This is a genomic window from Nocardioides panaciterrulae (assembly GCF_013409645.1).
Lineage (GTDB): Bacteria > Actinomycetota > Actinomycetes > Propionibacteriales > Nocardioidaceae > Nocardioides > Nocardioides panaciterrulae.
In genome coordinates this window covers 2,811,391-2,836,301 of record NZ_JACCBG010000001.1, presented here as the reverse complement: position 1 = coordinate 2,836,301, position 24,911 = coordinate 2,811,391, and the positions used below count along the sequence as shown (strand labels likewise).

Annotated in this window: 22 protein-coding genes and 2 tRNA genes; 16 read left to right on the top strand and 8 right to left on the bottom strand. The window is 72.1% G+C overall.

From position 1 onward, the window contains the following. Position 1 precedes the first annotated feature (1 nt). The 3 genes from BJZ21_RS13450 to ettA all read left to right on the top strand — a co-directional run bounded on the left by BJZ21_RS13450 (position 2) and on the right by ettA (position 4,129). Complete coding sequence (locus BJZ21_RS13450) at positions 2-1,666, top strand: GTPase (protein WP_179664224.1); 1,665 nt, start codon at positions 2-4, stop codon at positions 1,664-1,666. Positions 1,667-1,840: 174 nt separating this feature from the next. After that, the gene (locus BJZ21_RS13445) at positions 1,841-2,332 is read left to right on the top strand and encodes a single-stranded DNA-binding protein (RefSeq protein WP_179664223.1); all 492 of its coding nucleotides are present in this window, start codon (positions 1,841-1,843) and stop codon (positions 2,330-2,332) included. Positions 2,333-2,446: 114 nt separating this feature from the next. Continuing rightward, positions 2,447-4,129: an energy-dependent translational throttle protein EttA gene (ettA, locus tag BJZ21_RS13440; protein ID WP_179664222.1), complete on the top strand. Its 1,683-nt coding sequence runs from the start codon at positions 2,447-2,449 to the stop codon at positions 4,127-4,129. 82 nt (positions 4,130-4,211) lie between these two features. On the opposite strand, the gene BJZ21_RS13435 is transcribed toward ettA, so the two are convergent. Both BJZ21_RS13435 and BJZ21_RS13430 read right to left on the bottom strand, forming a co-directional pair. Beyond that, positions 4,212-4,700 (bottom strand): MarR family winged helix-turn-helix transcriptional regulator, encoded by a 489-nt coding sequence (locus BJZ21_RS13435; protein WP_179664221.1) that lies wholly within the window; start codon positions 4,698-4,700, stop codon positions 4,212-4,214. Positions 4,701-4,763: 63 nt separating this feature from the next. Further along, positions 4,764-5,993, bottom strand: coding sequence for an acetyl-CoA C-acetyltransferase (locus tag BJZ21_RS13430; RefSeq protein ID WP_179664220.1), 1,230 nt, complete (start codon positions 5,991-5,993; stop codon positions 4,764-4,766). Positions 5,994-6,146: 153 nt separating this feature from the next. On the opposite strand from BJZ21_RS13430, the gene BJZ21_RS13425 reads away from it, so the two are divergent. After that, positions 6,147-7,010 (top strand): acyl-CoA thioesterase, encoded by an 864-nt coding sequence (locus BJZ21_RS13425; RefSeq protein ID WP_343052136.1) that lies wholly within the window; start codon positions 6,147-6,149, stop codon positions 7,008-7,010. Here BJZ21_RS13425 and BJZ21_RS13420 read toward each other — a convergent pair. The 3 genes from BJZ21_RS13420 to BJZ21_RS13410 all read right to left on the bottom strand — a co-directional run bounded on the left by BJZ21_RS13420 (position 6,977) and on the right by BJZ21_RS13410 (position 9,634). Beyond that, positions 6,977-7,540, bottom strand: a complete 564-nt coding sequence (locus BJZ21_RS13420) for an RNA polymerase sigma factor (protein ID WP_179664219.1) — start codon at positions 7,538-7,540, stop codon at positions 6,977-6,979. The two genes, BJZ21_RS13425 and BJZ21_RS13420, sit on opposite strands and share 34 nt — an antisense overlap. Positions 7,541-8,428: 888 nt before the next feature. Beyond that, complete coding sequence (locus tag BJZ21_RS13415) at positions 8,429-9,124, bottom strand: hypothetical protein (protein WP_179664218.1); 696 nt, start codon at positions 9,122-9,124, stop codon at positions 8,429-8,431. Between the two features lie 126 nt (positions 9,125-9,250). After that, entirely contained in the window at positions 9,251-9,634 is a 384-nt protein-coding gene (locus tag BJZ21_RS13410; protein WP_179664217.1) for a globin, read from the bottom strand. An 82-nt stretch (positions 9,635-9,716) separates the two neighbouring features. Between BJZ21_RS13410 and BJZ21_RS13405 the strand changes: the two genes are divergently transcribed. Continuing rightward, on the top strand, positions 9,717-10,142 hold the full coding sequence (locus BJZ21_RS13405; RefSeq protein WP_179664216.1) for an OsmC family peroxiredoxin: 426 nt from the start codon (positions 9,717-9,719) through the stop codon (positions 10,140-10,142). 94 nt (positions 10,143-10,236) lie between these two features. Here BJZ21_RS13405 and BJZ21_RS13400 read toward each other — a convergent pair whose 3' ends face one another. Then, positions 10,237-11,298: a mechanosensitive ion channel family protein gene (locus tag BJZ21_RS13400; protein WP_179664215.1), complete on the bottom strand. Its 1,062-nt coding sequence runs from the start codon at positions 11,296-11,298 to the stop codon at positions 10,237-10,239. A gap of 114 nt (positions 11,299-11,412) precedes the next feature. Here BJZ21_RS13400 and BJZ21_RS13395 point away from each other — a divergent pair, with 114 nt between their 5' ends. Both BJZ21_RS13395 and BJZ21_RS13390 read left to right on the top strand, forming a co-directional pair. Continuing rightward, a complete protein-coding gene (locus tag BJZ21_RS13395) occupies positions 11,413-11,769 on the top strand; it encodes a hypothetical protein (RefSeq protein WP_179664214.1) in 357 nt (118 codons plus the stop codon). Then, positions 11,747-12,145 carry a DUF5130 family protein gene (locus BJZ21_RS13390; protein ID WP_179664213.1) on the top strand — a complete coding sequence of 133 codons (399 nt, stop codon included), beginning with the start codon at positions 11,747-11,749 and terminating at the stop codon, positions 12,143-12,145. Before BJZ21_RS13395 ends, BJZ21_RS13390 begins: the two co-directional genes overlap by 23 nt. Positions 12,146-12,758: 613 nt before the next feature. Here BJZ21_RS13390 and pepN read toward each other — a convergent pair. After that, positions 12,759-15,314 carry an aminopeptidase N gene (pepN, locus tag BJZ21_RS13385; RefSeq protein WP_179664212.1) on the bottom strand — a complete coding sequence of 852 codons (2,556 nt, stop codon included), beginning with the start codon at positions 15,312-15,314 and terminating at the stop codon, positions 12,759-12,761. Positions 15,315-15,397: 83 nt separating this feature from the next. Here pepN and BJZ21_RS13380 point away from each other — a divergent pair, with 83 nt between their 5' ends. Both BJZ21_RS13380 and BJZ21_RS13375 read left to right on the top strand, forming a co-directional pair. Further along, positions 15,398-15,997 (top strand): mycothiol-dependent nitroreductase Rv2466c family protein, encoded by a 600-nt coding sequence (locus tag BJZ21_RS13380; RefSeq protein WP_179664211.1) that lies wholly within the window; start codon positions 15,398-15,400, stop codon positions 15,995-15,997. A 162-nt stretch (positions 15,998-16,159) separates the two neighbouring features. Next, entirely contained in the window at positions 16,160-17,794 is a 1,635-nt protein-coding gene (locus tag BJZ21_RS13375) for a CHAP domain-containing protein (RefSeq protein WP_179664210.1), read from the top strand. Positions 17,795-17,854: 60 nt separating this feature from the next. Here BJZ21_RS13375 and BJZ21_RS13370 read toward each other — a convergent pair whose 3' ends face one another. Beyond that, a complete protein-coding gene (locus BJZ21_RS13370; RefSeq protein WP_179664209.1) occupies positions 17,855-18,535 on the bottom strand; it encodes a GOLPH3/VPS74 family protein in 681 nt (226 codons plus the stop codon). A gap of 68 nt (positions 18,536-18,603) precedes the next feature. Between BJZ21_RS13370 and metG the strand changes: the two genes are divergently transcribed. The 7 genes from metG to tig all read left to right on the top strand — a co-directional run bounded on the left by metG (position 18,604) and on the right by tig (position 24,744). After that, positions 18,604-20,418: a methionine--tRNA ligase gene (metG, locus tag BJZ21_RS13365; protein ID WP_179664208.1), complete on the top strand. Its 1,815-nt coding sequence runs from the start codon at positions 18,604-18,606 to the stop codon at positions 20,416-20,418. A 76-nt stretch (positions 20,419-20,494) separates the two neighbouring features. After that, the gene (locus BJZ21_RS13360; RefSeq protein WP_179664207.1) at positions 20,495-21,007 is read left to right on the top strand and encodes a ribose-5-phosphate isomerase; all 513 of its coding nucleotides are present in this window, start codon (positions 20,495-20,497) and stop codon (positions 21,005-21,007) included. Beyond that, on the top strand, positions 21,000-21,854 hold the full coding sequence (locus tag BJZ21_RS13355) for an Fpg/Nei family DNA glycosylase (protein WP_179664206.1): 855 nt from the start codon (positions 21,000-21,002) through the stop codon (positions 21,852-21,854). Before BJZ21_RS13360 ends, BJZ21_RS13355 begins: the two co-directional genes overlap by 8 nt. A gap of 25 nt (positions 21,855-21,879) precedes the next feature. After that, on the top strand, positions 21,880-22,980 hold the full coding sequence (locus tag BJZ21_RS13350; RefSeq protein WP_179664205.1) for a PP2C family protein-serine/threonine phosphatase: 1,101 nt from the start codon (positions 21,880-21,882) through the stop codon (positions 22,978-22,980). A 138-nt stretch (positions 22,981-23,118) separates the two neighbouring features. Beyond that, positions 23,119-23,192 (top strand) — tRNA-Gly (locus tag BJZ21_RS13345). Between the two features lie 23 nt (positions 23,193-23,215). Beyond that, positions 23,216-23,288 (top strand) — tRNA-Pro (locus BJZ21_RS13340). 34 nt (positions 23,289-23,322) lie between these two features. Continuing rightward, a complete protein-coding gene (gene tig / locus BJZ21_RS13335; protein WP_179664204.1) occupies positions 23,323-24,744 on the top strand; it encodes a trigger factor in 1,422 nt (473 codons plus the stop codon). The last annotated feature ends 167 nt before the right edge of the window (positions 24,745-24,911 follow it).

Below are 24,911 nucleotides of genomic sequence, written 5' to 3'. Positions count from 1 at the left end.
AATGACGTCCTTGCTGGAGGGGGCCAGGAAGCTGGTCACCCGAGGCTCCGACATCGGCGCCCGCATCGAGGGGCTGCAGGCGGCGACCGAGGCCGCCCGAGGTCGCCTGGACGACGAGGCCGTCGACCCGGCGAGCGCGGTGGTCGAGCGGGCGTCCGGACGGCTGCGGCTCTCCGCCGACCACACGGTGGTCGCGATCGCGGGCGCGACCGGCTCGGGCAAGTCCTCGACGTTCAACGCGCTGACCGGCCTGGAGCTCTCCGCGGTGGGAGTGCGGCGGCCCACCACGTCGTGGGCGACCGCCTGCGTGTGGGGCCGTGAGGGCGCCGACGAGCTGCTGGAGTGGCTCGGGATCCCGCCGCGCCACCAGACCACCCGCGACTCGATGCTCGACACCGGCCGGCGCGGCCGCAGCGAGAACGAGCTGGACGGCGTCGTGCTGCTCGACCTGCCCGACCACGACTCCACCGAGGTCTCGCACCACCTCGAGGTCGACCGGCTGGTGCAGCTCGCCGACCTGCTGGTCTGGGTCCTGGACCCGCAGAAGTACGCCGACGCGGCGATCCACGACCGCTACCTCGCGCCGCTGGCCGGGCACCAGGGCGTGATGGTCGTGGTGCTGAACCACATCGACACCGTGCCCGAGGACCGGCGGGAGGCGATGGTCGCCGACGTACGCCGGCTGCTGGTCGCCGACGGCCTCGACCAGGTGCCGGTGCTGCCGGTCAGCGCCCGCCAGGGCCTCGGGATCGCCGAGCTCAAGCGCGAGATCGCCGACCGGGTCGCCGCCAAGAAGGCCACCCGGGCCCGGCTGGAGGCCGACGTCCGGGCCGCCGCCGCCCGGTTGGACGCGGCCTGCGGGGACGCGCGCACCCGCGCCCTGTCCGAGGACCGGGTCGCGGCGCTGGAGGAGGCCTTCGCCGAGGCGGCGGGTGTCCCCACCGTCGTGGCAGCCGTGGAGCGCTCGACCCGGATGCGCGCCGGCCGCGCGACCGGCTGGCCGGTCGTGGCGTGGTTCTCGCGGCTGCGTCCGGACCCGCTCAAGCGCCTGCACCTCGACCTCGGTGACGCCGGGCGGCAGCTCACCGGCCGCGCCCGCACGTCGGTGCCCGCGCCCAGCCAGGTCCAGCGGGCCCGGGTCGATGCCGAGGTGCGCGCGCTGGCCGACGACGTCTCGACCGGGCTGGCCCGCCCCTGGACGGCCTCGGTGCGCCGGGCCTCGACCGCCCGCCTCGACGAGCTCGGCGACCGGCTCGACGCCGCGCTGGCCGAGACCGACCTGGGGGCCTCCCGCACCCCGCTGTGGGTCGGCGCGGTCCGGGTGGTCCAGTGGGTGCTGCTGCTGGCCGCGCTGGTCGGCGTGCTGTGGCTGCTCGCCCTGGCCGGGGCCGGCTTCCTGCAGCTGCCCGCGCCGCCCACGCCCGACGTCGGAGGGCTCCCGGTGCCGACGCTGCTGCTGGTCGGCGGCGTCGCGGCCGGCGTGCTGCTGGCCCTGCTGTCCCGCGCGCTCGTGCGGGGCACGGCGCGGCGCCGGGCCCGGGCCGCCGACCGCCGGCTCCGGGAGTCGGTCGGCTCCGTGGCCCGGGAGCTGGTCGTGGCGCCGGTGGAGCAGGAGCTCGCGGCGTACACCTCGGTGCGCTCCGGGATCAGCCGGGCCCTCAAGTAGCCCCCGGCGCCGGGTCCGGACCGCCGTCCGCCGGCCCGGATCCGGTCCACAGGCGCGGTTGCCGCACGGCCCTCCACAGGCGGACCCCGCGGGCGCCGACGATGTCGGTCCGGTCCTCCAGCCTCGTGCCCGGACGGGGAGCCTCCCCGGCCGGTCGACTGAGGGGAGACCGAGATGAACGAGACCATGGTGACGCTGCAGGGCTGGCTCGGCGGCGACGTCGTGCTGCGCCAGGCGGGCGAGGCGCAGGTGGCGACCTTCCGGGTGGCCTGCACCCCGCGGCGCTACCGCAAGCAGTCCAACGAGTGGGTCGACGGCGAGACCCAGTGGTACTCCGTCAACGCCTGGCGGGGGCTGGCCGAGAACTGCGAACGCTCGTTGCGCCGGGGCGACCCCGTCGTCGTGCACGGGCGCCTCAACGCCCAGACCTGGACCAACTCCGCCGGGGTCGCCGTGACCTCCTTCGAGGTCGACGCGCTGCTGGTCGGCCACGACCTGAACCGCGGCACCAGCCGGTTCACCAAGGCCGGCGCCACCCGGCCGCTGGGGGGCGACGCTCCCGAGCCCGGCTCACCCGTCGGCCCGGCGCCCGCATCCGGGCCCGAGGGCGAGGACGCGCCTCAAGGCGAGGGGGAGGGAGCGGGGGAGGGGGCGGCCGCGGCCTGACCGCCGAGTCGGCGCAGGTTGACGGCACACGGAGTGGCAAGGGGCGCCGCCGCCGCCTCGGCGCCCGAGACCCCGGATCGGCGTACGGCGGCTGTGCCCGTAGGCTCATGGACCATGGCGGAATATGTGTTCACCCTGCGCAACGTGCGCAAGGCCCATGGCGACAAGGTCGTCCTCGACAACGTCACGCTGTCGTTCCTGCAGGGCGCCAAGATCGGCGTCGTCGGCCCCAACGGCACCGGCAAGTCCACCCTGCTGAAGATCATGGCGGGGCTGGAGCACGCCAACAACGGCGACGCGATCCTCGACCCCGAGGCGACCGTGGGGATGCTCCAGCAGGAGCCGCCGCTCACCGAGGGCAGGACGGTGCTGGAGAACGTCGAGGAGGCCGTCGGCGACATCAAGGGCAAGCTCGACCGGTTCAACAAGATCTCCGAGGAGCTGGCCGACCCCGAGGCCGACTACGACAAGCTCCTGGCCGAGATGGGCGACCTGCAGACCGACCTGGACCACGCGAACGCCTGGGACCTCGACAGCCGCCTCGACCAGGCGATGGACGCGCTGCGCTGCCCGCCGCCGGACGCGCTGGTCGACAACCTCTCCGGCGGCGAGCGCCGCCGGGTCGCGCTCTGCAAGCTGCTGCTCCAGCAGCCGGACCTGCTGCTGCTCGACGAGCCCACCAACCACCTGGACGCCGAGTCCGTGCAGTGGTTGGAGGGCCACCTCGCGACGTACCCCGGCGCCGTGCTGGCCGTCACCCACGACCGGTACTTCCTGGACAACGTGGCGCAGTGGATCCTCGAGCTGGACCGCGGCAAGGCCCACCCCTACGAGGGCAACTACTCCACCTACCTGGAGACCAAGAAGGATCGCCTCAAGATCGAGGGTCAGAAGGACGCCAAGCGCGCCAAGATGCTCGAGAAGGAGCTGGAGTGGGTCCGCTCCAACCCGAAGGCCCGCCAGGCCAAGAGCAAGTCCCGCCTCGCGCGCTACGAGGAGATGGCGGCCGAGGCCGACCGGATGCGCAAGATCGACACCTCCGAGATCAACATCCCGGCCGGGCCGCGCCTCGGTGACGTGGTGCTGGAGGCGAAGGGCCTGGGCAAGGGGTTCGAGGGCCGCACCCTGATGCACGACCTGTCCTTCAGCCTGCCCCGGGCCGGTATCGTCGGCGTCATCGGCCCCAACGGCGTCGGCAAGACCACCCTGTTCCGGATGATCACCGGCCAGGAGCAGCCCGACGACGGTGAGCTGAACGTCGGCCAGACGGTCAAGATCTCCTACGTCGACCAGAGCCGCGGTGGGCTCGATCCCACCAAGAACGTCTGGGAGGTCGTCTCCGACGGGCTGGACTTCATCAAGGTCGCGAACTTCGAGATGAACTCGCGCGCCTACGTGGCGTCGTTCGGGTTCAAGGGTCCCGACCAGCAGAAGAAGTCCGGCGTGCTCTCCGGTGGTGAGCGCAACCGCCTGAACCTCGCGCTCACCCTGAAGATGGGCGGCAACCTGCTGCTGCTCGACGAGCCCACCAACGACCTCGACGTGGAGACCCTGTCCTCGCTGGAGGACGCGCTCCTGGACTTCCCGGGCTGTGCCGTGGTCACCTCGCACGACCGGTGGTTCCTCGACCGGGTCGCCACCCACATCTTGGCGTGGGAGGGCGACGACGAGGACGACGCCAAGTGGTTCTGGTTCGAGGGCAACTTCGCCGCCTACGAGGAGAACAAGGTCGAGCGCCTCGGTGTCGAGGCGGCCCGGCCGCACCGGGTCACCCACCGCCGCCTGACCAGGGACTGACGAGCTGACCCCGCGCCGGCGAGAGACCAGCCCGCGCGAGATCGGCCCGCGCGAGACCGGGTAGCCCCAGCGCGCGCTGGGGCTACCTGATCTCCATCTCGGGGTGGGCGGGGACCAGGTGATCGGCCACGGTGTTCATCACCCGGCCCACCGCCGCGAGGTCGTCGCTGCCGACCAGGTCGACGAGGTGCTCGCGGACTCCGCGGACGTGGACCGGCGCGGCGCGCACGAGCAGGTCCCAGCCCGCGTCGGTCATCCGGGCGACCACGCCGCGCCCGTCCTCCTGGGAGGTGCAGCGCTCGACCAGGCCGGCCTTCTCCATCCGGGAGACCGTGTGGGTGACCCGGCTCCGGCTGTGCGCCAGGGCGTCGGCGAGCTGGGCCATCCGCATCTGGCGGCCCTCACGCTCGGAGAGCCGGACGAGGATCTCGTACTCGGTCATCGACAGGTCGAACGTGCGCCTGAGCTCGTCGTCGAGCCGGTCGAAGAGCAGCGTCGTGCCCAGCACCAGGCCGCGCCAGGAGCGCTGCTGGCCCTCGTCGAGCCAGCGTGTGTCCGGGGAGCCCGTCATGCGCCCAACCCTAGTGGCGGTCCTCGCGCGGGCGCCGGAGGACCGCCGTACGACGTGAGCCGGTCAGGAGAGCCGCTCGAGGATCAGCGCCATGCCCTGGCCGCCACCGACGCACATGGTGATCAGGCCGGTGGTCTTGTCGTGCCAGTCCAGTGAGTTCAGCATGGTGTTCTGCAGGCGGGCGCCGGTCATGCCGAAGGGGTGCCCGACCGCGATCGCGCCGCCGTTGACGTTGAGGCGGTCGAGGTCGATGCCGAGGTCCTGGTAGGAGGGCACCACCTGTGCGGCGAAGGCCTCGTTGATCTCGACCAGGTCGATGTCGCCGATCGTCATGCCGGCGCTCGCGAGGGCCTTCTTGGTGGCCTCGACCGGACCCAGCCCCATGATCTCGGGGGAGAGCCCGCTGACCCCGGTGGAGACGATCCGGGCCAGCGGCGTGACGCCCAGCTCGGCGGCCCGGGTGTCGGACATGATCACCACGGCGGCCGCGCCGTCGTTGAGCGGGCAGCAGTTGCCGGCGGTCACGACGCCGTCGGGGCGGAAGACGGGCTGCAGCTGCGAGATCGCCTCGTAGGTCACGCCGGCGCGCGGGCCGTCGTCGGCGGCGACGACGGTGCCGTCGGGCGTGGTGACGGGGGTGATCTCCCGGGCCCAGAAGCCGTCCTTGATCGCCTTCTCGGCCAGGTTCTGGGAGCGCACGGCGAACTCGTCGAGCTCCTTGCGGTCCAGCCCGCGCAGCCGTGCGACGTTCTCGGCGGTCTGGCCCATCGCGATGTAGACGTCGGGCAGCTCGCCGTTCTCGCGCGGGTCCCGCCACTCGCTCTGTCCCTCACTGGCGCCCTCGGCGGTCTTCGCGGTGCGCGCCTTGGCGTCGTCGAAGAGCGGGTTCTGGGTGCCGGGGAGGTGGTCGGAGGTGCCCTTGGCGAACCGGGAGACCGTCTCCACCCCGGCCGAGACGAAGATGTCGCCCTCGCCGGCCCGGATCGCGTGGAACGCCATCCGGGTGGTCTGCACCGAGGAGGAGCAGTAGCGGGTGATCGTGGCCCCGGGGACGTCGTCCCAGCCGTTCAGGACGCTCACGACCCGGCCCATGTTGTTGCCGGACTCACCGCCGGGGAGGCCGCAGCCGAGCAGCAGGTCGTCGATGTCGTGGGGGTCGAGCCCCTCGACCTTCCCCACCGCCTCCTTGACGATCAGCGCGGCGAGGTCGTCGGGACGGAAGTCCTTCAGCGACCCCTTGTTCGCGCGGCCGATGGGGGAGCGGGCGGCGGAAACGATGACTGCCTCGGGCATGGGAACTCCGTTCGAGTGGGATCTGCTGCGCTCGTCACCCTAGACGGTGGGAGGTGGGGCCGGACGAGGCGTTGGTCACGGCCGCCCGGCCGGGATCGCTCACGCACTGACCGGCGGCGCGGCCGCGGCACGGCGTCTGGCACCATCGGGCCCGTGCGCCACGTCTACGAGTGCCCGATGCGTTGGGCCGACATGGACCTGCTGGGTCACGTCAACAACGTCACGTACGTCGACTACCTCCAGGAGGCGCGGGTCGACATGCTGCGCACCCACGGGCCCGCGGCCCGGACGGGGGAGCTCGCCGAGGGCGTCGTGGTGGTGCGGCACGAGGTCACCTACCTCTCGCCGCTGACCTTCCAGTTCCGGCCCGTGAAGATCGAGTCCTGGGTGACCGAGCTGCGCGCGGCGTCGTTCACGATGGCCTACGAGGTCTTCCACGACGAGCCGGACGGTGGGCGCCGGGTCTACCTGCGGGCCGCCACGGTGCTCACGCCGTACGTCTTCGCCACCGAGCGTCCGCGCCGCCTCAGCGAGGGCGAGCGGGAGACGCTGCAGGCGTTCCTCGAGCCGTGGGACCGGGCGCCGCGCGTGCCCCTGACGCCGACGCGTCGCGAGGAGATCGGGCACTTCCCGGTGCACGTGCGGTTCTCCGACGTCGACGTCTACGGCCACGTCAACAACGTGAAGTACTTCGAGTACCTCCAGGAGGCGCGGATCCAGCTGATGGACCGGTTGTGGAGGGACCTGCCCGAGGGCACGCCGCGGGTCAGCATGGTGGTGGCGCAGACCGACGTGGACTACAGGGTGCCGATCCTGTTCCGCCCCGAGCCGTACGACGCCTGGTCGTGGGTGTCCCGCGTGGGCAGCCGCTCCGCGACCATCGAGTCGGTCATCTGCGACGGCGACACCTTGCTCTCCCAGGCCCGCGTCTCGATCGTCTTCTTCGACCAGGCGACCCAGCGCTCGACGCCGCCGCCCGAGGTCTACCGCGAGCGGCTGATGGGCGTGCTCGCTTGAGCAGGCGCTGAGTCCTTCGCGCGCAGCCGCTTCAGGGCCCGGTGCCGGGCGACCCGCACGGCGACCGCGCTGATGTCGAGCGCCCGGGCCGTGCTCTCCACGTCCAGGCCGACCACCTCGGTGCAGGCGATGACGTCGCGCTCGCGCGGCGGCAGCCCCCGCAACGCGAACTCGACCCAGTCCCGGGCGACGAGCGCGGGTTCGGGGCCCTCGGCGTGCTCGCGGTCCGGCAGCTCGGGCACCGGTTCGGTGAGCCTGCGCCGGCTCCGCCGTGTCGAGTTGGTAGAGAGGTTGCGGGCGATCCCGAACAACCAGCCGGCGAAGTCGGAGGAGGTGCCGGTGAATCCGTGGATCTTCTGGGCGGCGGTCAGCCAGGCCTCGGCCGCGAGGTCCTCGGAGGAGATGGCGGCATCCTCGCTGGGCCGGACACCCAGCCAGACGACCAACCTGCCCGCATGGGTGCGGTAGAGCTCTCGCCATGCCTGTGCGTCGCCGGCCTTGGCCCGCGCCACCAGGTCGTCGTCACTCATCCAGCCGTGAGTGGTCCGACGCCGCCGCTGCTGCCTGCGGTGCCGTGACCGCTGTGGGAGCCGGAAGCGGGGTCGATCGCCCGGCCATCGCCGACGCTCCCGTCGTCGGCGGACGGCACGCCCGGATCTGCGCTCAGAGCCGCGTCCGGGTGGGTGCCCGGGCCCGTGCCGGCGTCCGTGCCCCGGTGGGACCCGCCGTGGTCGGCCGATGGGGAGTGGTGGTTCCCGTGCTTGCCCTGGGCTCGGCCGTGGCCCCGCTCCTGCCCGGGGTCCTGGCCGTGGCCCCGATCCTGGCCGTGGCCCCGATCCTGGCCGTGGCCCTGACCCTGGCTCCCGGGGTGGGCGTGGATGCTCGCCTGGGGTGGCAACGTGTGCCGGGGCCGGGTGGGAGCGGTCCCGGTCGTGGCCCCGGGGCCCCGGTCGGTCGGTGACGGTCCGTCTGTTGCCAGCGGACCTCGGGCGCCGTCGGACGTGGCGGGCCGGTCCGGTCCGCTGGTGGAGGCGGGGAGCGGAGCAAGCGGGCCGGGGGTCTTGGTGGATCCGGAGGCCGGGCCGGGCGCGTGATGGTGGGGAGCGTGGTGCTCGGAAGCCGTCATCGCCGCAGCGACCCAGGTGCCACCGCCGACCACGGCGCCGACACTTGCCGCGGCCACGCCGATCCGCCAGCCGGTCCGGGCGCGTCGCGCGGCGCCAACGGCCGGTCGGGAAGCGGCCGCGATCGTCGCGAGCCGGCCGACGAAGTCGTCGGCGGGCTCGAGCGTCGGCACCGGCAGCCGCAGCTGCCCGGGTCGGGGGTCGTCGGTCATCACTGGCCTCGGGTGGAGAGGGGCGCCCCGACGGTAGCGCAGGGGAAGCTACCGTCGGGACGCCGATCGGGGAGGACGCGGATCAGTCGTCGCCCTGGGTGTCGTCGCCCTGGGTGTCGTCGCCCTGGTCGTTCGGAGCGGAGTGGCCGTGGCTCTCGGTGGACTGGCCGTGGCTCTCGGTGGACTGCTCGCCGCCCTGGCCGTGGTCCGCCTGGTCGCCGCGCGTGGTGGCGTGGGCGTTCGGGTGGTCTCCGGCGTCGGGGCTCGGACCGCTGTGCGCGGTGTGGTCACCGTTGGCCACCGCGTGCTCGTCGGGGTGGTCGCCGGCGTGCTCGTTCGGGGTGGTGCCCGGGTGCTCCGACGAGGCGCCGGAGGTCGTGTCGGACGTGTCGTCGGACGTGGTGGTGTCATCGGACGTGGTGTCGTCGCCCGCGGTCGACGTGGAGTCGTCGGTCGAGGACTCGGTGGTCGAGTCATCTCCCGTGGCCGTGCTGTCGTCCGTGCTCTCCGGGTCCGTGCTGGGGTCCGTGTCGTCCCCGGTCGTGTCGCCCTGGTCGCTGGTCGCCTGGTGCTGGTCGCGAGCCAGAGCGGCGCGTGCCTGCCCCTGGGCGGCGTGCTCGTCGACGGCGTGTCCGTTCTTGTTGACCGCGGTGGCGGTGTCGGCCCGGCCGGTGTGGTCCTCGGTGTGGGCTCCGGAGGCGTACGCCGCCCCGAACGAGGTGACGGCGGCAATGGCGGCGCTGGCCGCGATGGCCCGAGCTGCGGTGGTCCTGCGCATGGTGTGACTCCTTGGATCGTCGGCGGACCGCACGGCCCGCGTCGGCGTTGGTCACTCACTACCTGTCGCGACCGGCCCCGGGCGTTACACCTCGATCGGAACCTTCTCGGAGAACCTTCGTGGGCGTCACTCCAGCGCGTTGACCATGAACTGCGCCGCGTGCGTGACGTACTCCCAGAATCGCGCGTCCTGCTCGGGCGTGAGCTCGACGGCGTCGAGCCCGGCGCGGAAGTGCGTGAGCCAGTGGTCGCGGGCCTCCGGCGTCACCTTGAAGGGCGCGTGCCGCATCCGCAGCCGCGGGTGGCCGCGGGTCTCGGAGTACGTCGTCGGGCCGCCCCAGTACTGCACGAGGAACAGCAGGAACCGCTCCTCGGCCGGGCCGAGGTCCTCCTCGGGGTAGAGGGGCCGCAGCACGTCGTCGGTCGCCACCCCTTCGTAGAACCGGGCGACGATCTTCTGGAAGGTCTCGAAGCCGCCGATCTCGTCGTAGAAGGTCGTCACGGGTCCCATTGTGCCGAGCGCCGGGCGGCGGCCGTGCACCGGCGTGGAAGACTCGAGCCGTTCACCACGCCTATGTCGAAACGAGGAACACATGGCAACCACCCGCAAGGCCACCACGCGCTGGGAGGGCTCGCTCTTCGAGGGCGCCGGCAAGGTCACGCTGGAGTCCTCCGGTCTCGGGACGTACGACGTGTCGTGGCCGAGCCGCGCCGAGGAGCCCAACGGCAAGACCAGCCCCGAGGAGTTGATCGCGGCCGCGCACTCGTCCTGCTTCTCGATGGCGCTGTCCAACGGCCTGGCCCAGGGCGGCACCGCCGCGACCTCGCTGGACACCAGCGCCGAGGTCGAGTTCACCCCGGGCACCGGGATCACCGGCATCAAGCTCACCGTCCGCGGCGTCGTCGACGGCATGAGCAACGAGGACTTCGTCAAGGCCGCGGAGGCCGCGAAGACGGGCTGCCCGGTCAGCCAGGCGCTGTCCGGCACCACGATCACGCTGGACGCCGCGCTCGCCTGAGCGGCGCGGAGCCGAGTACGACGCGGGGCGGTGACCAGAGGGTCACCGCCCCGCGGTGCGTCTCGGCCGCGATGCGTGTCGGGCCGCGGAGTGGTCAGGCGGTCGGAGTGGGGTCCCCGAAGCGCGGCGCCTGCGCCTCTGCGGTGCGCTCCTCGGCGGCCCGCGCCTCGGCCAGATCCTGCCGGTGCCAGACGACCCGCTGGGGGAGCGGGATCTCGATGCCCTCGTGGTCGAAGCGCGCCTTGACCCGCTGGCGCAGCTCCCGGGCGACGCCCCACTGCTCCATCGGGGCGGTCTTGAGCAGCACCCGCAGCGTGATGGACTCGGGGTCCAGCGCCTCGACGCCGGTGACCTCGGGCTCCTCGATGATGCGCCCCTTGAAGTCCTCGTCGTCCCACAGGTCGTGGGCGACGTCCTTGAGCACGCGCGTGACCCGGGCGAGATCCTCGTCGTAGGCGACGCGCACGTCGACGACCGCGCGCGACCAGTTCTGGCTCATGTTGCCGACTCGCATGATCTCGCCGTTGGGGACGTACCAGACGGTCCCGTTGAGGTCGCGGAGCCGGGTGACCCGGAGGCTGACCGCCTCCACGGTCCCGGTGGCCTCGCCGATGTCGACCACGTCGCCGACGCCGTACTGGTCCTCGAAGATCATGAAGACGCCGGACAGGAAGTCTTTGACCAGCGACTGGGCGCCGAAGCCGAGGGCCAGGCCGATGATGCCGGCGCTGGCGATGATCGGCGCGATGTTCACGTCCAGCTCGCTGAGCGCCATCGTGCCGATGATGGCGACGAGGACGCCGGTGATCACGCTCTTGAGCAGGTCGCCCATGGTCTTGGCCCGCTGGACCCGGCGGGTCGCCGTCGCCATGTCTCGGGCGGCCGCCGCCTGCGCGGTGGAGCGGCCCCGCATCCCGAACCGGGTCACCCGGTCGGGAAGCACGCCGTCCTGGGCCTGGGCCACCAGCCGGTCGACCAGCCGGTGCAGGACCCATCGGATCACCAGTCCCAGGACCACCAGCCCGAGGATCGACAGTGGCTTGCCGATGAAGACGTCGGAAGCGTGGGCGAGCGGTTTGCTGTTGGTCCATTCGTAGACCTGCTGGCAGACCTGCTCGCCGTCGGCGCATCCCTGGGTGCTGTCGAGGCCGAACATGGGGCCCAGTATGTACACGGCGCAGGGGCGGTTATCGAGTCCCCGCACCGTGGTGTGACCCAGTCGACGAGGCTCCCTTCGGCGAGGGAGGGGGATGCCGATATCCTCGTGCGCGTGACCCACACGCTCCCCTTCGTCCGTCGCGCCGCCCTCGTCCTCACGACCTCGGCAGGCCTCGGCCTCGTCGGTCTGGCGGGTCCCGCCAGCGCGGCCGTGCCCGAGGGGTGGAGCAACCCGCCGTCGGTCTCCGCGCTGCACGCCGTGCTGCTGCTCGGCGGCGTCCCGCTGCTGGCGTACGTCGTGCTCACGCTGCTGGTCTACCTGCCGTCCATGCTCCGCGGCGAGCGGCGCTCGTCGGGCGCCCACCCGGGGGAGAGCCAGTGGTTCGGCGGCCCGAGCAAGGGCACCTCGGAGCTCCCCGCGCCGGACAACGAGGAGTCGAAGGCCGGTGGCGCAAGTGGCCGCTGGTGACTTCAGCGACGCCGAACGCTATGTGATCGACGAGGCGATCCGCCGCGCCGAGACGCTCTGCCGCTTCGAGTTCTCGGTCTTCGTCGGCAGTGCTGCCGGCGACCCTCGGGCCTTCGCCACCCAGCTGCACAACTCGCTGGTGGCGCCCTCGCGCAGCATCTTGATCATGGTCGACCCGTCGGCGCACGCCCTCGAGGTCGTCACCGGCGGCCTCGTGCGCCGCAACGTCACGGACAGCGAGGTCGAGCTCGTCATCCTCGAGATGGGCACCCGCTTCGCGGAGGGTGATCTCGTCGGCGGTCTCAAGCGCGGCATCGAGATGCTCGCCGAGCACGCCAAGGCGCCCCAGACGCTGCACACCGAGCCCCAGCCCTGACCGCCGGGCCCGACCGGCGATCCCGCCGAGTCGGCGCTCGTTGACGGGTGTGGGGCGGGGCGTGGGGCGCGTGCGGTTGTCGTACGGCGTCAACCTGCGCCGACTCGGCGCTCGTTGACGGGTGGGCGGGGCGTGGGGCGCGTGCGGTTGTCGTGTAGGGCGTCAACCTGCGCCGACTCGGCGTTCGGTGATGGGGCGCGCGGTCGTCGTACGGCGTCAACCTGCGCCGAGTCGGCGTTCGTTGACGTGTGTGGGGCGGGGTGTGGGGCGCGTGCGGTTGTCGTACGGCGTCAACCTGCGCCGAGTCGGCGTTCGTTGACGGGTGTGGGGCGGGACTTGGGCTTCGTGCGGTCGTCGTACGGCGTCAACCTGCGCCGAGTCGGCGTTCGTTGACGGGTGCGGGGCGGGCGTGGGCCCCGCGGGGTCGGCGTACGGCGTCAACATGCGCCGACTCGGCGTTCGGTGATGGGGCGTGCGGTCGGCGTACGGCGTCAACATGCGCCGACTCGGCGAGATGACGAGGGCCCCCACCGGATGATCCGGTGGGGGCCCTCATCGTGCTCGTGGCCGCGGTCCCGGAGTGTCGGGGCCGGGCCGCTCAGACCTGGTGAGGCTACGCGTCCTTGGCCTGGGCGTCCTTGGCCTGGGCGGCCAGGGCCCGGGCGACGTCATCGCGGCCCTCGTGGACGTAGCGCTTCGCCGCAGGGTTGGCCTGCGAGCTCTGCAGCCAGGCGTCCACCCGGTCGAGCAGCTCCTGGCTGGCCAGCGGGCTGGGGAAGATGTACTCCAGCGCCGTGGACGCGCGCTGGGTGCCCTTGTCCTCCCACATGGTCTCAGCCGCCTCGAGGTACTTCTCGACGTACGGCGCCAGCACCTCCTCCTGGCCGTGGGCCTGGAAGGCCAGCACGATGCTGCGCTGGGTCTCGTTCGCGACGTCGTCGCGCACGATGGCCAGCTCCCACGCCTCGGCCTTGGCCTCGGCGGTGGGACGGGAGGCGCGGGCCGCGGCGGCGTGCTCCTGGCCCGAGATGGTGTTGTCGCGGGCCAGCTCGGCGTCGATCCGCTCGGCGTCGGCGCGGCCGGCGCGCGCGAGCGCGGTCAGCAGCGTCCAGCGCAGGTCGGTGTCGACCTCGAGCCCCTCGAGCGTGCGGGTGCCGTCGATCAGCGCCTCCAGCTCGTCGAGCGCCTGGTCGCTGTGGGCGGCCGCGGCGTACGCACGCACGAACGAGAGCTGGTGGTCGCTGCCGGCCGGGGCGTTCTCCAGCAGCTTGCGCAGGCCCTGCTCCCAGGTCTGCTGCAGCGCCGCGCGGTTCTCCGGCGCGCTGAAGGTGTTGGCGGCCTGGGCGGCGTACGACGGGATCCGGCTGACGCCGAACGCGTCGGTCTCCGCGGCGATCCCGGAGAGCACCAGCGCGACGAAGTCGGTGGCCGACAGCTCCGCGTCCCGCGTCATGTCCCAGGCGGCACCCCAGCACAGGGCCCGGGCGAGGGAGTCGTCGAGGGTGGAGATGCCACCGATGACGGTGGCCAGCGAGCGCTCGTCGAGGCGGATCTTGGCGTAGGCCAGGTCGCCCTCGTTGAGCAGCAGCAGCGCCGGCTGCTTCACGCCGACCAGCTCGGGGACCTCGGTGAGCTCACCGGCCACGTCGGTCTCGAAGGAGGACCGGCGCACGAGGCGGCCGTCGACCTCGTCGTACAGGCCCACGCCCACCCGGTGGCGGCGCAGCGTGGCGTGCTCCGCGGCGGCGGTCTGGCGGATCGCGAACGAGGTGTAGGCGCCGTCCTCGCCGAGCTGGAACTGCGGCGCCAGCGTGTTGACGCCGGCGGTCTGCAGCCACTCCTGCGCCCAGGACTGCAGCTCGCGGCCCGAGGACTTCTCCAGCGCGGCGAGCAGGTCGCCGAACTCGGAGTTGGAGTACTCGAAGTCCTTGAAGTAGGCGCGGACGCCCTCGATGAAGTTCTCCAGCCCGACCCAGGCGACCAGCTGCTTGAGCACCGAGGCGCCCTTGGCGTAGGTGATGCCGTCGAAGTTCACCTCGACCGCGCGCAGGTCGTAGTTGTCGGCGGCGATCGGGTGCGTGCTGGGCAGCTGGTCCTGGCGGTAGGCCCAGTTCTTGCGAGCGTTGGTGAAGCCGGTCCAGGACTCGGTGAACTCGGTGGCCTCGACGGCGGCGTGGTAGCAGGCCCACTCCGCGAAGGACTCGTTGAGCCAGAGGTCGTCCCACCACTTCATGGTGACCAGATCGCCGAACCACATGTGGGCCATCTCGTGCAGGATGACCTCGACGCGGAACTCGTAGAACGCGCGGTCCTGGCGGCTGCGGGGGAGGTACTCGTCGCGCAGCGTCACGCAGCCGACGTTCTCCATCGCGCCCATGTTGTACTCCGGCACGTAGAGCTGGTCGTACTTGCCGAACGGGTACGGGTAGTCGAAGAGCTCCTCGAAGAACGCGAAGCCCTGCTCGGTCACCTTGACCAGCTCCTCGACGTCGAGGTGCTCGGCCAGCGACTGGCGGCAGTAGTGGCCCAGCGGGATGTCGCCGTGCTTGCCGCGGTAGACGTGCGTCACCTCGTGGTACTCACCGGCGACGATCGCGGTGACGTAGGTCGACATCGGCTTGGTCTGCGGGAACGCCCACAGCTGCTTGTCCCCGGCGAGGTCCTGCGGCTCGGGGGCGGGCGCGTTCGAGACGACCTTCCAGCCGGCGGGCGCGGTGACGTTGAAGGTGAACGGCGCCTTGAGGTCCGGCTGCTCGAAGGTGGTGTAGACGCGGCGGGCGTCCGGCACCTCGAACTGGGAGTACAGGTAGACCCGGTCGTCGGCGGGGTCGACGAACCGGTGCAGGCCCTCGCCGGTGCGGGAGTAGGTGCAGTCGGCGCGCACGACGAGCTCGTTCTCGGCGGCGAGGCCGCTGAGCGCGATGCGGTTGTCGGCGTACGCCGTGGCCGGGTCGACCGACTCGCCGTTCAGCGTGATCTCGTGGATGTGGGCGTCGACGAGGTCCGCGAACGTGGAGGCACCGGGCTCGGTGCAGCCGAAGCGGATCGTCGTGGTCGAGCCGAAGGTCTTCTCGCCAGTCGTGAGGTCCAGGTCGACGGAGTACGACGTGACGTCCAGGAGGGCGGCGCGGGTGGCGGCCTCGTCCCGGGTCAGGTTGGTTCCAGGCATGGTGAGCATCCTCTCACCCGTCCGGGCCGGGTTGTGAAATCGTTATTCCGGAATGCATAGGCGTCCGATGGTGTTGCCCGGACATGACGAATGCCGAGTTCTGGTTCGACCCGCGCTGCCCGTTCGCCTGGATCACCTCGCGGTGGATCCTCGAGGTGGAGAAGGTCCGTGACATCGACGTCACCTGGCACGTGATGAGCCTGGCCTACCTCAACGAGGGCAAGGACATCCCCGAGGACTACCGCAAGGCGCTGGCCGATGCGTGGGGCCCGGTGCGCGTGGTGATGGCGGCGGAGCAGAAGTTCGGCAAGGACGCGCTGCTGCCGCTCTACACCGCGCTGGGCACCCGGCTGCACAACGAGCAGCAGCCCCAGTCGCGTGAGCTGGTCGAGGCGGCGCTCGCCGAGGCCGGGCTGCCCGTGGAGCTGGTCGAGGCGATGGAGGACCCGTCCTACGACGAGGACATCAAGAAGTCACACCACCTCGGCATGGACCAGGTGGGCGAGGAGGTCGGCACCCCGACCATCGCCTTCGAGGGGGCCGCGTTCTTCGGCCCGGTGATGACCTCGATCCCCAAGGGCGAGGAGGCCGGCCGGGTCTGGGACGCCGCGGTCGAGCTCGCGCGCTACCCCTACTTCTTCGAGCTCAAGCGCACCCGCAACCGGCCCCTCGACTTCAGCTGAGCCCCGGCGTACGGTGGACAGGAGACGGCACGTGAGTCGTCTCCTGTCACACCGGCACCGTTGGTAACGGTTTCGTAAAGATAGATTTTCCCCGGCGTGTCGCTTGACGGCAGGCCCTACGGTCCCCAAGTGCTCATCGTCCGGGGAGGTCCGCGATCCCGAGTGCGGCTGGTCGTCGCCGCGCTCGTGCTGTCGCTGGTCCCGTTCCTCTTCGCTCCCGCCCCCGCCCGCGCCGACTACACCGCGCTCTGCAACGGCTACGCCGGCTGCCGGGCCGCCGGCCTCGGCAACGCGGGGTACGCCAGGCACAACGACACGATGTACTGGCGGATGTACGGCGGGCACAACTGCACCAACTACGCGGCGTACCGGATGGTGCACGCGGGCATGCCGAACAGCCGTCCCTGGACCGGTGGCGGCAACGCCGAGAACTGGGGCCACGCGATGGCCTACCTCACCGACCAGACGCCCACCGTCGGGGCGATCGCCTGGTTCGACGCCTACGACGGGTACGCCGGCAGCGCCGGCCACGTCGCCTACGTGGAGCAGGTCGTCTCCAGCACCGAGATCGTGGTGTCGGAGGACATGTGGGGCGGCGACTTCCACTGGCGCCGGATCACGAAGTCCGGCCGCGGCTGGCCCAGCGGCTTCATCCACTTCCACGACGTCGCGCTGCAGAACCAGGGCGCGCCCACGATCAGCGGCACCGCCCAGGTGGGCCAGGTGCTGACCGCGACACCCGGCGAGTGGTCGAGCACCCCGTCGACGGTCGCCTACCAGTGGTTCGGCGACGGCCAGATGATCACCGGCGCGACCGACCCCACCTACACGCTCCCGGCCGGCCGGGTCGGCCAGCAGATCAGCGTGCAGGTGGCCGTGACCGCCACGGGCTACGCCTCGGCCATCGCCACCTCGACGGCCACCGACCCGATCGCCCCCGGGGTGATCACCCCTGTCGCGACCCCGGTCATCAGCGGTGACCCCGAGCTCGGCCAGGTGCTGACCGCGAGCAAGGGCGACTGGGCCCCGGGCACGACCAGGAAGAGCGTCCAGTGGCAGTCGGACGGCGTCGTGATCCCCGGCGCCACCACCTGGAGCCTGGAGCTCGGTGCCGACCAGGTCGGCACCCGCGTCACCGCGGTCGTGACTGCGACCCGGAAGGGGTACGACCCCGCCACCGCGGCCACGCCGCCGACCGAGTCGGTGCTCGGCGGGGACGTGAAGGTGACCTCGCCGTTCGCCGTCGACGGCGCCGCGCCCGGTGGCCCGCGGCTCGGCCAGACGCTCACTGTCGCCCCGGGCACCGTGGAGCCCGCCGACGCGACCGCGGCGTACACCTGGCTGCGCGACGGCACGCCGATCGCCGGTGCGACCGCCGACCACTACCAGCTGACCGCCGACGACGTCGGGGCCCGGCTCTCCCTGCAGGTCGCGCTGACCCGTGACGGCTACAAGCCGCTGACCGTCACCACCGAGCCGACCGCGCAGGTCCTGACCGTGCCGACGCTGGCCGTGCGCACCGTGGGCCGGCCGCAGCGGGCCGTGGTGGTGGTCAACGTGACCGCGCCCGGCCTCGACAAGGTCACCGGCAGCCTGGTGATCCGGGTCGGCAGGCACCGGCAGAGCGTCGACCTGGTCCGCCGCGGCCACGCGCGGCTGGTGGTCACCGACCTGCGCGCCGGGACGCGAGCCGTCGTGGTCAGGTACGCCGGCGACGGCGCCCTGGTGGTCGCGGCCCCCCGGGCCCGCGCGTCGGTGGACGTGCTGCGCCCGAAGCGGCCGTCGAAGGGGCACTAGGAGCGGCCGGGGAGCTGTCGGCCGGGGAGCTGTCGGCCGGCGACCGCCGCGGACCGACTCTCAGCTGCTCCCGGCGGACGACGCCGCGGCCGAGGACGCCGCGATCGCGGCCACCGTCGCCGCGGTCGCCGCCTGCACGGCCTCGCGGACCGCGTCCGCGGCCCAGTCGCCCTCGGCGACCTGCTTGGCGCGCCGGCGCACCTCCCGCGAGGACAGCCCCTCGTGGTCGACGCTGCGGTGCGCGCGGTCGACGGCGGACAGCAGCGCCACCAGCGTGCCGGTGCGCTCGTCGGGCTCGGCGCCGGCGCACAGCGTGGCCGTGAGCTGCCGGCGCAGCTGCTCCTCGTGCGTGGAGTCGACCTCCGGCCACCGGGTGCGGGGGAACAGCCCCAGGACCCGTTCGTCGCGGCGCTGGAGGATCCCGCGTGCCACCAGTCGCTCGCCGAGCCGCTCGCGCAGGCCCTTCCCGAGCCGGCGGACCAGGTCCTGCGCCGAGCGCTCCTTCTGCGCGACGAGCGCCAGCCCGTCGCGGAGCACCTCGTCCTCGACCACCGCTCCGGGCACGACCCGCACCCTGGCGGACCGCCACATCCCCTTCCGCTCGGAGACCGTGACGGCCCCCAGCAGGGCGAGCTCGGCGAGCACCGCTCCGCCCAGGCAGAGGTCGGTGTGCTGGCTCGCGGGTGTCCCTCGCCGGTCGTCGAGCAGGAGCAGCAGCAGGTCCTCGGCGATGAGCCTCATGTCACGGAAACGTACGCCAGCCGGATTCGGTTGCGGGACCTTCGCGGGCGACTCCTAGGATCAAGCCCATGAGCACAGTCCTGTCCGCCGTCGCCTGGCCCTACGCCAACGGCCCGCGCCACATCGGCCACGTGGCCGGCTTCGGCGTGCCCTCCGACGTCTTCAGCCGATACATGCGGATGGCGGGCCACGACGTACTCATGGTCTCCGGCTCCGACGAGCACGGCACGCCGATCCTGATCGCGGCCGACGAGGCGGGGCTCACCCCCCAGCAGCTCGCGGACCGCAACCACCGGATCATCGCCGAGGACCTGGCCTCGCTGGGCTGCACCTACGACCTCTACACGCGCACGACCACCCGCAACCACCACGCGGTCGTGCAGGAGCTGTTCCTCGGCGTCTACGAGAACGGCTACTTCGTCGAGCAGACGACGTTCGGCGCGATCTCGCCGTCGACCGGTCGCACCCTGCCCGACCGCTACATCGAGGGCACCTGCCCGATCTGCGGGTACGACGGTGCGCGCGGCGACCAGTGCGACAACTGCGGCAATCAGCTCGACCCGATCGACCTGAAGAACCCCCGCTCCAAGATCAACGGCGAGGTGCCGCAGTTCGTCGAGTCGCAGCACTTCTTCCTCGACCTGCCCGCGCTGGCCGACGCGCTGGGGGAGTGGCTCGACGAGCGCGAGGCGTCCGGCACCTGGCGGCCCAACGTGATCCGGTTCAGCCAGAACATCCTCAAGGAGATCCGCCCGCGGGCGATGACCCGCGACATCGACTGGGGGATCGCGGTCCCGCTCGACGGGTGGCGGGAGAACCCGACCAAGAAGCTCTACGTGTGGTTCGACGCCGTCATCGGCTACCTGTCCGCCTCGATCGAGTGGGCCCGCCGCAGCGGCGACCCCGAGGCCTGGCGCCGGTGGTGGAACCCTGCGACCGGCTCAGGGACCGAGACCGCGCTGTCCTACTACTTCATGGGCAAGGACAACATCACCTTCCACAGCCAGATCTGGCCCGCGGAGCTGCTGGCCTACTCCGGCAAGGGCGCCAAGGGGGGATCGCCGCGGACCTACGGCGAGCTCAACCTGCCCACCGAGGTGGTCTCCTCGGAGTTCCTCACGATGGAGGGCCGCAAGTTCTCCTCCTCCAAGCGCGTCGTGATCTACGTGCGTGACCTGCTCAGCCGCTACCAGGCCGACGCGTTCCGCTACTTCGTGGCCGCCGCCGGGCCCGAGAACCAGGACTCCGACTTCACCTGGTCGGAGTTCGTCCGGCGCACCAACGACGAGCTGGTCGCCGGGTGGGGCAACCTGGTCAACCGGACCGCGAACCTGATCGCCAAGAACTTCGGGGAGATCCCGCCGGCGGGCGCGCTCACCGCCGAGGACGAGGCGCTGCTCGCGGCCACCGAGAGGGCCTTCGACGTGGTCGGGGACCTGATCGCGCGGCACCGGCAGAAGCAGGCGGTCGGCGAGGCGATGCGGGTCGTGGCCGAGGTCAACAAGTACGTCTCCGACACCGAGCCGTGGAAGCTCAAGGGCGAGGAGCAGCGCGAGCGGCTCGGCACCGTGCTGCACGTCGTGGCCCAGTGCGTGGCCGACCTCAACCTGGTGCTGGCCCCGTTCCTGCCGTTCGCGGCCAACGAGGTCGACCGGGCGCTGGGCGGCAAGGGCGAGATCGCGCCGATGCCGCGCATCGAGGAGGTCGACGACCTCGACGGCGGTGCGCCGTACCCGGTGATCACCGGCGACTACACCGGCGCCCCGGCCTGGCACCGGCACCCGCTCGTGGTCGGCACCCCGGTCGCCAAGCCCACCCCGGTCTTCACCAAGCTCGACCCCTCGGTCGTCGACGAGGAGCTCGCGCGGCTGGCCGGCGACTGACGGCCGGCCCCCGCCGCACAGGATCCTGGGGCAGGTGGCCGGCTCCCGGCGCGGCCCCTCTGAGAAGATCTCCGCCATGCGCGTGCACCTGGGCTCCGACCATGCCGGACTCGACCTGAAGGACCACCTGCTCACCTGGCTGGCCGACCACGGCTACGAGGCCGTCGACCACGGGCCGTTCGTCTACGACGCCGTCGACGACTATCCGGTCTTCTGCCTGCGCGCGGCCGAGGCCGTCGCGGCGGAGCGGGCCGAGGGGCACGACAGCCTCGGCGTGGTCATCGGGGGTTCCGGCAACGGGGAGCAGATCGCGGCCAACAAGGTGATCGGCGTCCGCGCCGCGCTGGTCTGGTCCGAGGAGACCGCGGCGCTGGCGCGGGAGCACAACGACGCCAACGTCGTCTCCGTCGGCGGCCGGCTGCACCCGCTGGCGGACATGACCAGGTTCGTCGAGGTGTTCCTGACCACGCCGTTCTCCGGCGAGGAGCGGCACGTGCGCCGGATCGGCCAGCTCGCGGTCTACGAGACCACGCGCGAGCTGCCGCCGCTGCCCGAGTCCGCCCTCGGGGGCCCGGCGGCCGATGCCTGAGGGGCACACGCTCCACCGGTTGGCCCGCGGGCTCACCGAGGCCTTCGCCGGTCGGGAGGTGCGGGTGACGAGCCCGCAGGGCCGGTTCGCCGACTCCGCCGCGATCCTCGACGGCGGGCGGGTGGAGGGCGCGGAGGCCTGGGGCAAGCACCTGTTCGTGGAGTTCGCGGAGGAACGGTTCGTGCACGTGCACCTCGGCCTCTACGGCCAGTTCGCCGTGCACCGCGACCTGTCCGGTGCCGTGGATCAGGTGCCGCCGCCGGTCGGGCAGGTGCGGCTCCGGCTGGTCTCCAGGGACGGGCGGGCGTACGCCGACCTCCGGGGCGCGACGACCTGCGAGCTCGTGACCACCGAGCAGCGCGACGCGGTCGTGGCGCGCTCCGGGCCGGACCCGCTGCGCCCGGACGCGAGCTGGGAGCCGTCCTGGGCCCGGGTCCGCCGCAGCCGCGCGCCGATCGGCGGGCTGCTCATGGACCAGACCGTGCTCGCCGGCGTCGGCAACGTCTACCGCGCGGAGCTGCTCTTCCGGCACCGGATGCACCCGCTGCGACCCGGCCAGAGCCTGCGGGTCGGCCAGTTCCGGGTCCTGTGGGCGGACCTGGTCGAGCTGATGGCCGAGGGCGTGCGGACCGGACGCATCGACACCGTGCGGCCCGAGCACACGCCGGAGGCGATGGGCCGGCCGCCGCGGGTCGACGACCACGGGGGCGAGGTCTACGTCTACCGTCGTGCCGGGCAGCCCTGCCACGTCTGCGGCGCGACCGTGCGGACCGAGGAGCTGCTCGGGCGCAACCTCTTCTGGTGTGCGCGTTGCCAGCCGCGCTTCCGTTCCCGCGCCGTAGAGTGAACCGACCAAGCCCGAGGATCCGACCATGACCGCGCTGCGCGAGCCCCTGAGGCCGGCCCGTCCCACCGGGACGCGTCGTGCCTGGAACGGCCTGCTCCGGCGCGCCTCGAGACCCGAGGGCCGGACCACCACGGGGCTGGTGATCGGCACCCTGCTCATCGCCGGGCTGATCGACCGGTTCGACGTCGTACCGCTGAGTGCCCTGGTGGTGCCGCTGCTGGTCGGCAGCCTGCTGCTCGGACCCCGGCAGCTGCCCTGGTTCGTGGTGTTCGTGCTGGTCGTGCTGATGCTGCTGCTCACCACGCGGCCGCACCTGGACGCCCGCACCGTCGGCGCGGTGACGATCCTGTTCCTGCTCAGCTTCATCATCCTGCTGACCAGCTTCCGCCGTTCGCGCCTCGGGGTCGCCGGCGCGCTGGGGGAGTCGATGCTGGTCGACCTGCGCGACCGGATCCTCAGCCAGGGCGGCATCCCGCCGCTGCCGGCGGGCTGGTACGCCGAGTCCGCGCTCCGCTCGTCCGGCGGCACGCCGTTCGCCGGGGACTTCATCGTCGCGGCCAAGTCGCGCGCCGGCGACCGGCTCGACGTGGTGGTCGTCGACGTGTCCGGCAAGGGGGAGCAGGCCGGCACCCGGGCCCTGCTGCTCTCCGGCGCCTGCGGGGGGCTGCTGACCTCGCTGCCCTCGGCGGAGTTCCTGCGCGCCTCCAACGACTACCTGCTGCGCCAGGAGTGGGAGGAGGGCTTCGCCACGGCCGTGCACCTCTCGCTCGACCTGGTCAGCGGGGCGTTCCAGCTGCACTCGGCCGGCCACCCGCCGGCCGTGCACTTCGCCGCGGGGGCGGGGCGCTGGTCGGTGCTGGACATCGAAGGGCCGGTCCTGGGGCTCATCGAGGACGCCGAGTTCCCGGTGGTCGAGGGCGTGCTGCGGCCGGGGGACGCGCTGCTGCTCTACACCGACGGTCTGGTGGAGACCCCGCGACGCGACATCAGCCTGGGCATCGACCGGCTGCTGGGGCAGGCCGAGCGCCTGCTGCGGGGCGGCTTCGAGGGCGGGGCGGCCCGGCTGGTCGACGCGGTGGGCTCCGACAACGACGACCGCGCGCTGCTGCTGGTCCATCGGGCCTGAGGCGCCACGCGGTCGGCGCCGGGCCGGCGAGCCGGGGACCGGTCGGGTCCGCCTCGGTTGGGGAGGTCGGCCGGCCTTGTGGCACGATGACACCGGCGGACTCCCCCCTTCGACCCCGAGGGGAGGGCGATCTCGCGCGCGGATGTAGCTCAATGGTAGAGCCCCAGTCTTCCAAACTGGCTACGCGGGTTCGATTCCCGTCATCCGCTCCAAGGAGCCTCTCGGGGCGACTTGGCGGGGCGTAGCGTAGTGGCTAGCGCGCCTGCTTTGGGAGCAGGAGATCGCAGGTTCGAGTCCTGTCGCCCCGACGCACAACCGGAACCCCAGATGAGGAGACAACCTGTGAAGAGCGCCGTCGAGACCTTGAGCCCGACCCGGGCCAAGCTGACCGTCGAGGTGCCCTTCGAGGAGCTCAGGCCGAGCCTCGACGCGGCGTACAAGAAGATTGCCCAGCAGATCAACGTGCCCGGCTTCCGCCGCGGCAAGGTGCCGCCGATGGTGATCGACCGCCAGGTCGGTCGCGGTGCGGTCCTCGACCAGGCCATCAACGACGTGCTGCCCCAGAAGTACATCGAGGCGCTGCAGGAGAACTCCCTGACGCCGCTGGCGCAGCCGGACATCGAGGTCACCAAGTTCGAGGACAACGCCACGCTCGAGTTCACCGCCGAGGTCGACGTGCGTCCCGAGGTCGAGATCCCGGCGTACGACGGCCTCGAGGCCGAGGTCGAGGACATCGAGGTCTCCGACGAGGACGTCGAGGAGCAGGTCAAGGCGCTGCGTGAGCGCTTCGGCACCCTCAACGACGTCGAGCGCGAGGCCGCGGACGGCGACTTCGTGGTGATGGACCTCCAGGCCCGCAAGGACGGCGAGGTGCTCGAGGGCGCCGAGGTCGCCGGGATGTCCTACCAGGTCGGCCGCGGCGGCATGCTCGACGGTCTCGACGAGGCGCTGACCGGCATGAAGGCCGGCGAGACCAAGACCTTCTCCTCGCAGCTGGTCGGTGGTGACCTGCTCGGCGAGGAGGTCGAGGTCGAGGTCACCGTCTCCCAGGTCCAGGAGCAGGAGCTGCCGGAGTTCGACGACGAGTTCGCCCAGATGGCCTCGGAGTTCGACACCGCCGAGGAGCTGGCGGCCGACGTGCGTGAGCGCCTGGGTCGCGGCAAGCGCCTCGAGCAGGCCGCCGCCGCCCGCGACGCGGTGCTCGAGGCCCTGCTGGAGAAGGTCGAGATCCCGCTGCCCGAGACCATGGTCACCGACGAGCTGAACGCCCGGCGCCAGAACATCGAGCAGCAGCTGATGTACGCCGGCATCACCATGGAGAAGTACCTCGAGGACGCGAAGCAGACCCAGGAGGAGTTCGAGGCCGAGCTCGAGCGCCGGGTCCGCGACGCGGTGGCCGCCCAGTTCGTCCTGGACGAGATCGCGAAGACCGAGGACTTCAACGTCAGCCAGGAGGAGCTCTCCGAGCACCTCGTGCGTCGCGCCCAGCAGTCCGGCCAGGACCCGCAGGAGTTCGCGAACCACATGTTCGAGCACAACCACATCCCGGACCTGGTCCAGGAGATCCTGCGCGGCAAGGCGCTGGCCACGATCGTGGAGGCCGCGGTCGTCAAGGACGCCTCGGGCAACGTGGTGGAGCTGAAGAACCTGCGCCCCGACGGCACCATCGGTGAGCCCGAGGCCGCCGAGGAGGCTGCTCCCGAGGCAGCCGACGCCGAGGCCACCGAGGCTGAGGCCACCGAGGAGTCGGCCGACAAGGCCTGACCTTCGCGCTCACCCAAGCCTGACCACCGACCCGCCGGGAGCTCCCGGCGGGTCGGTGTCATTGGGGGCCGGTCGCTGCAGGTCGCTGCAGGAATCCCCGGCCAGCCGGGGAGTCTCTCGGTTGGGGGCCGTTGCAACGGCCCCCAACCGAGAGAAGAGCCTGACAA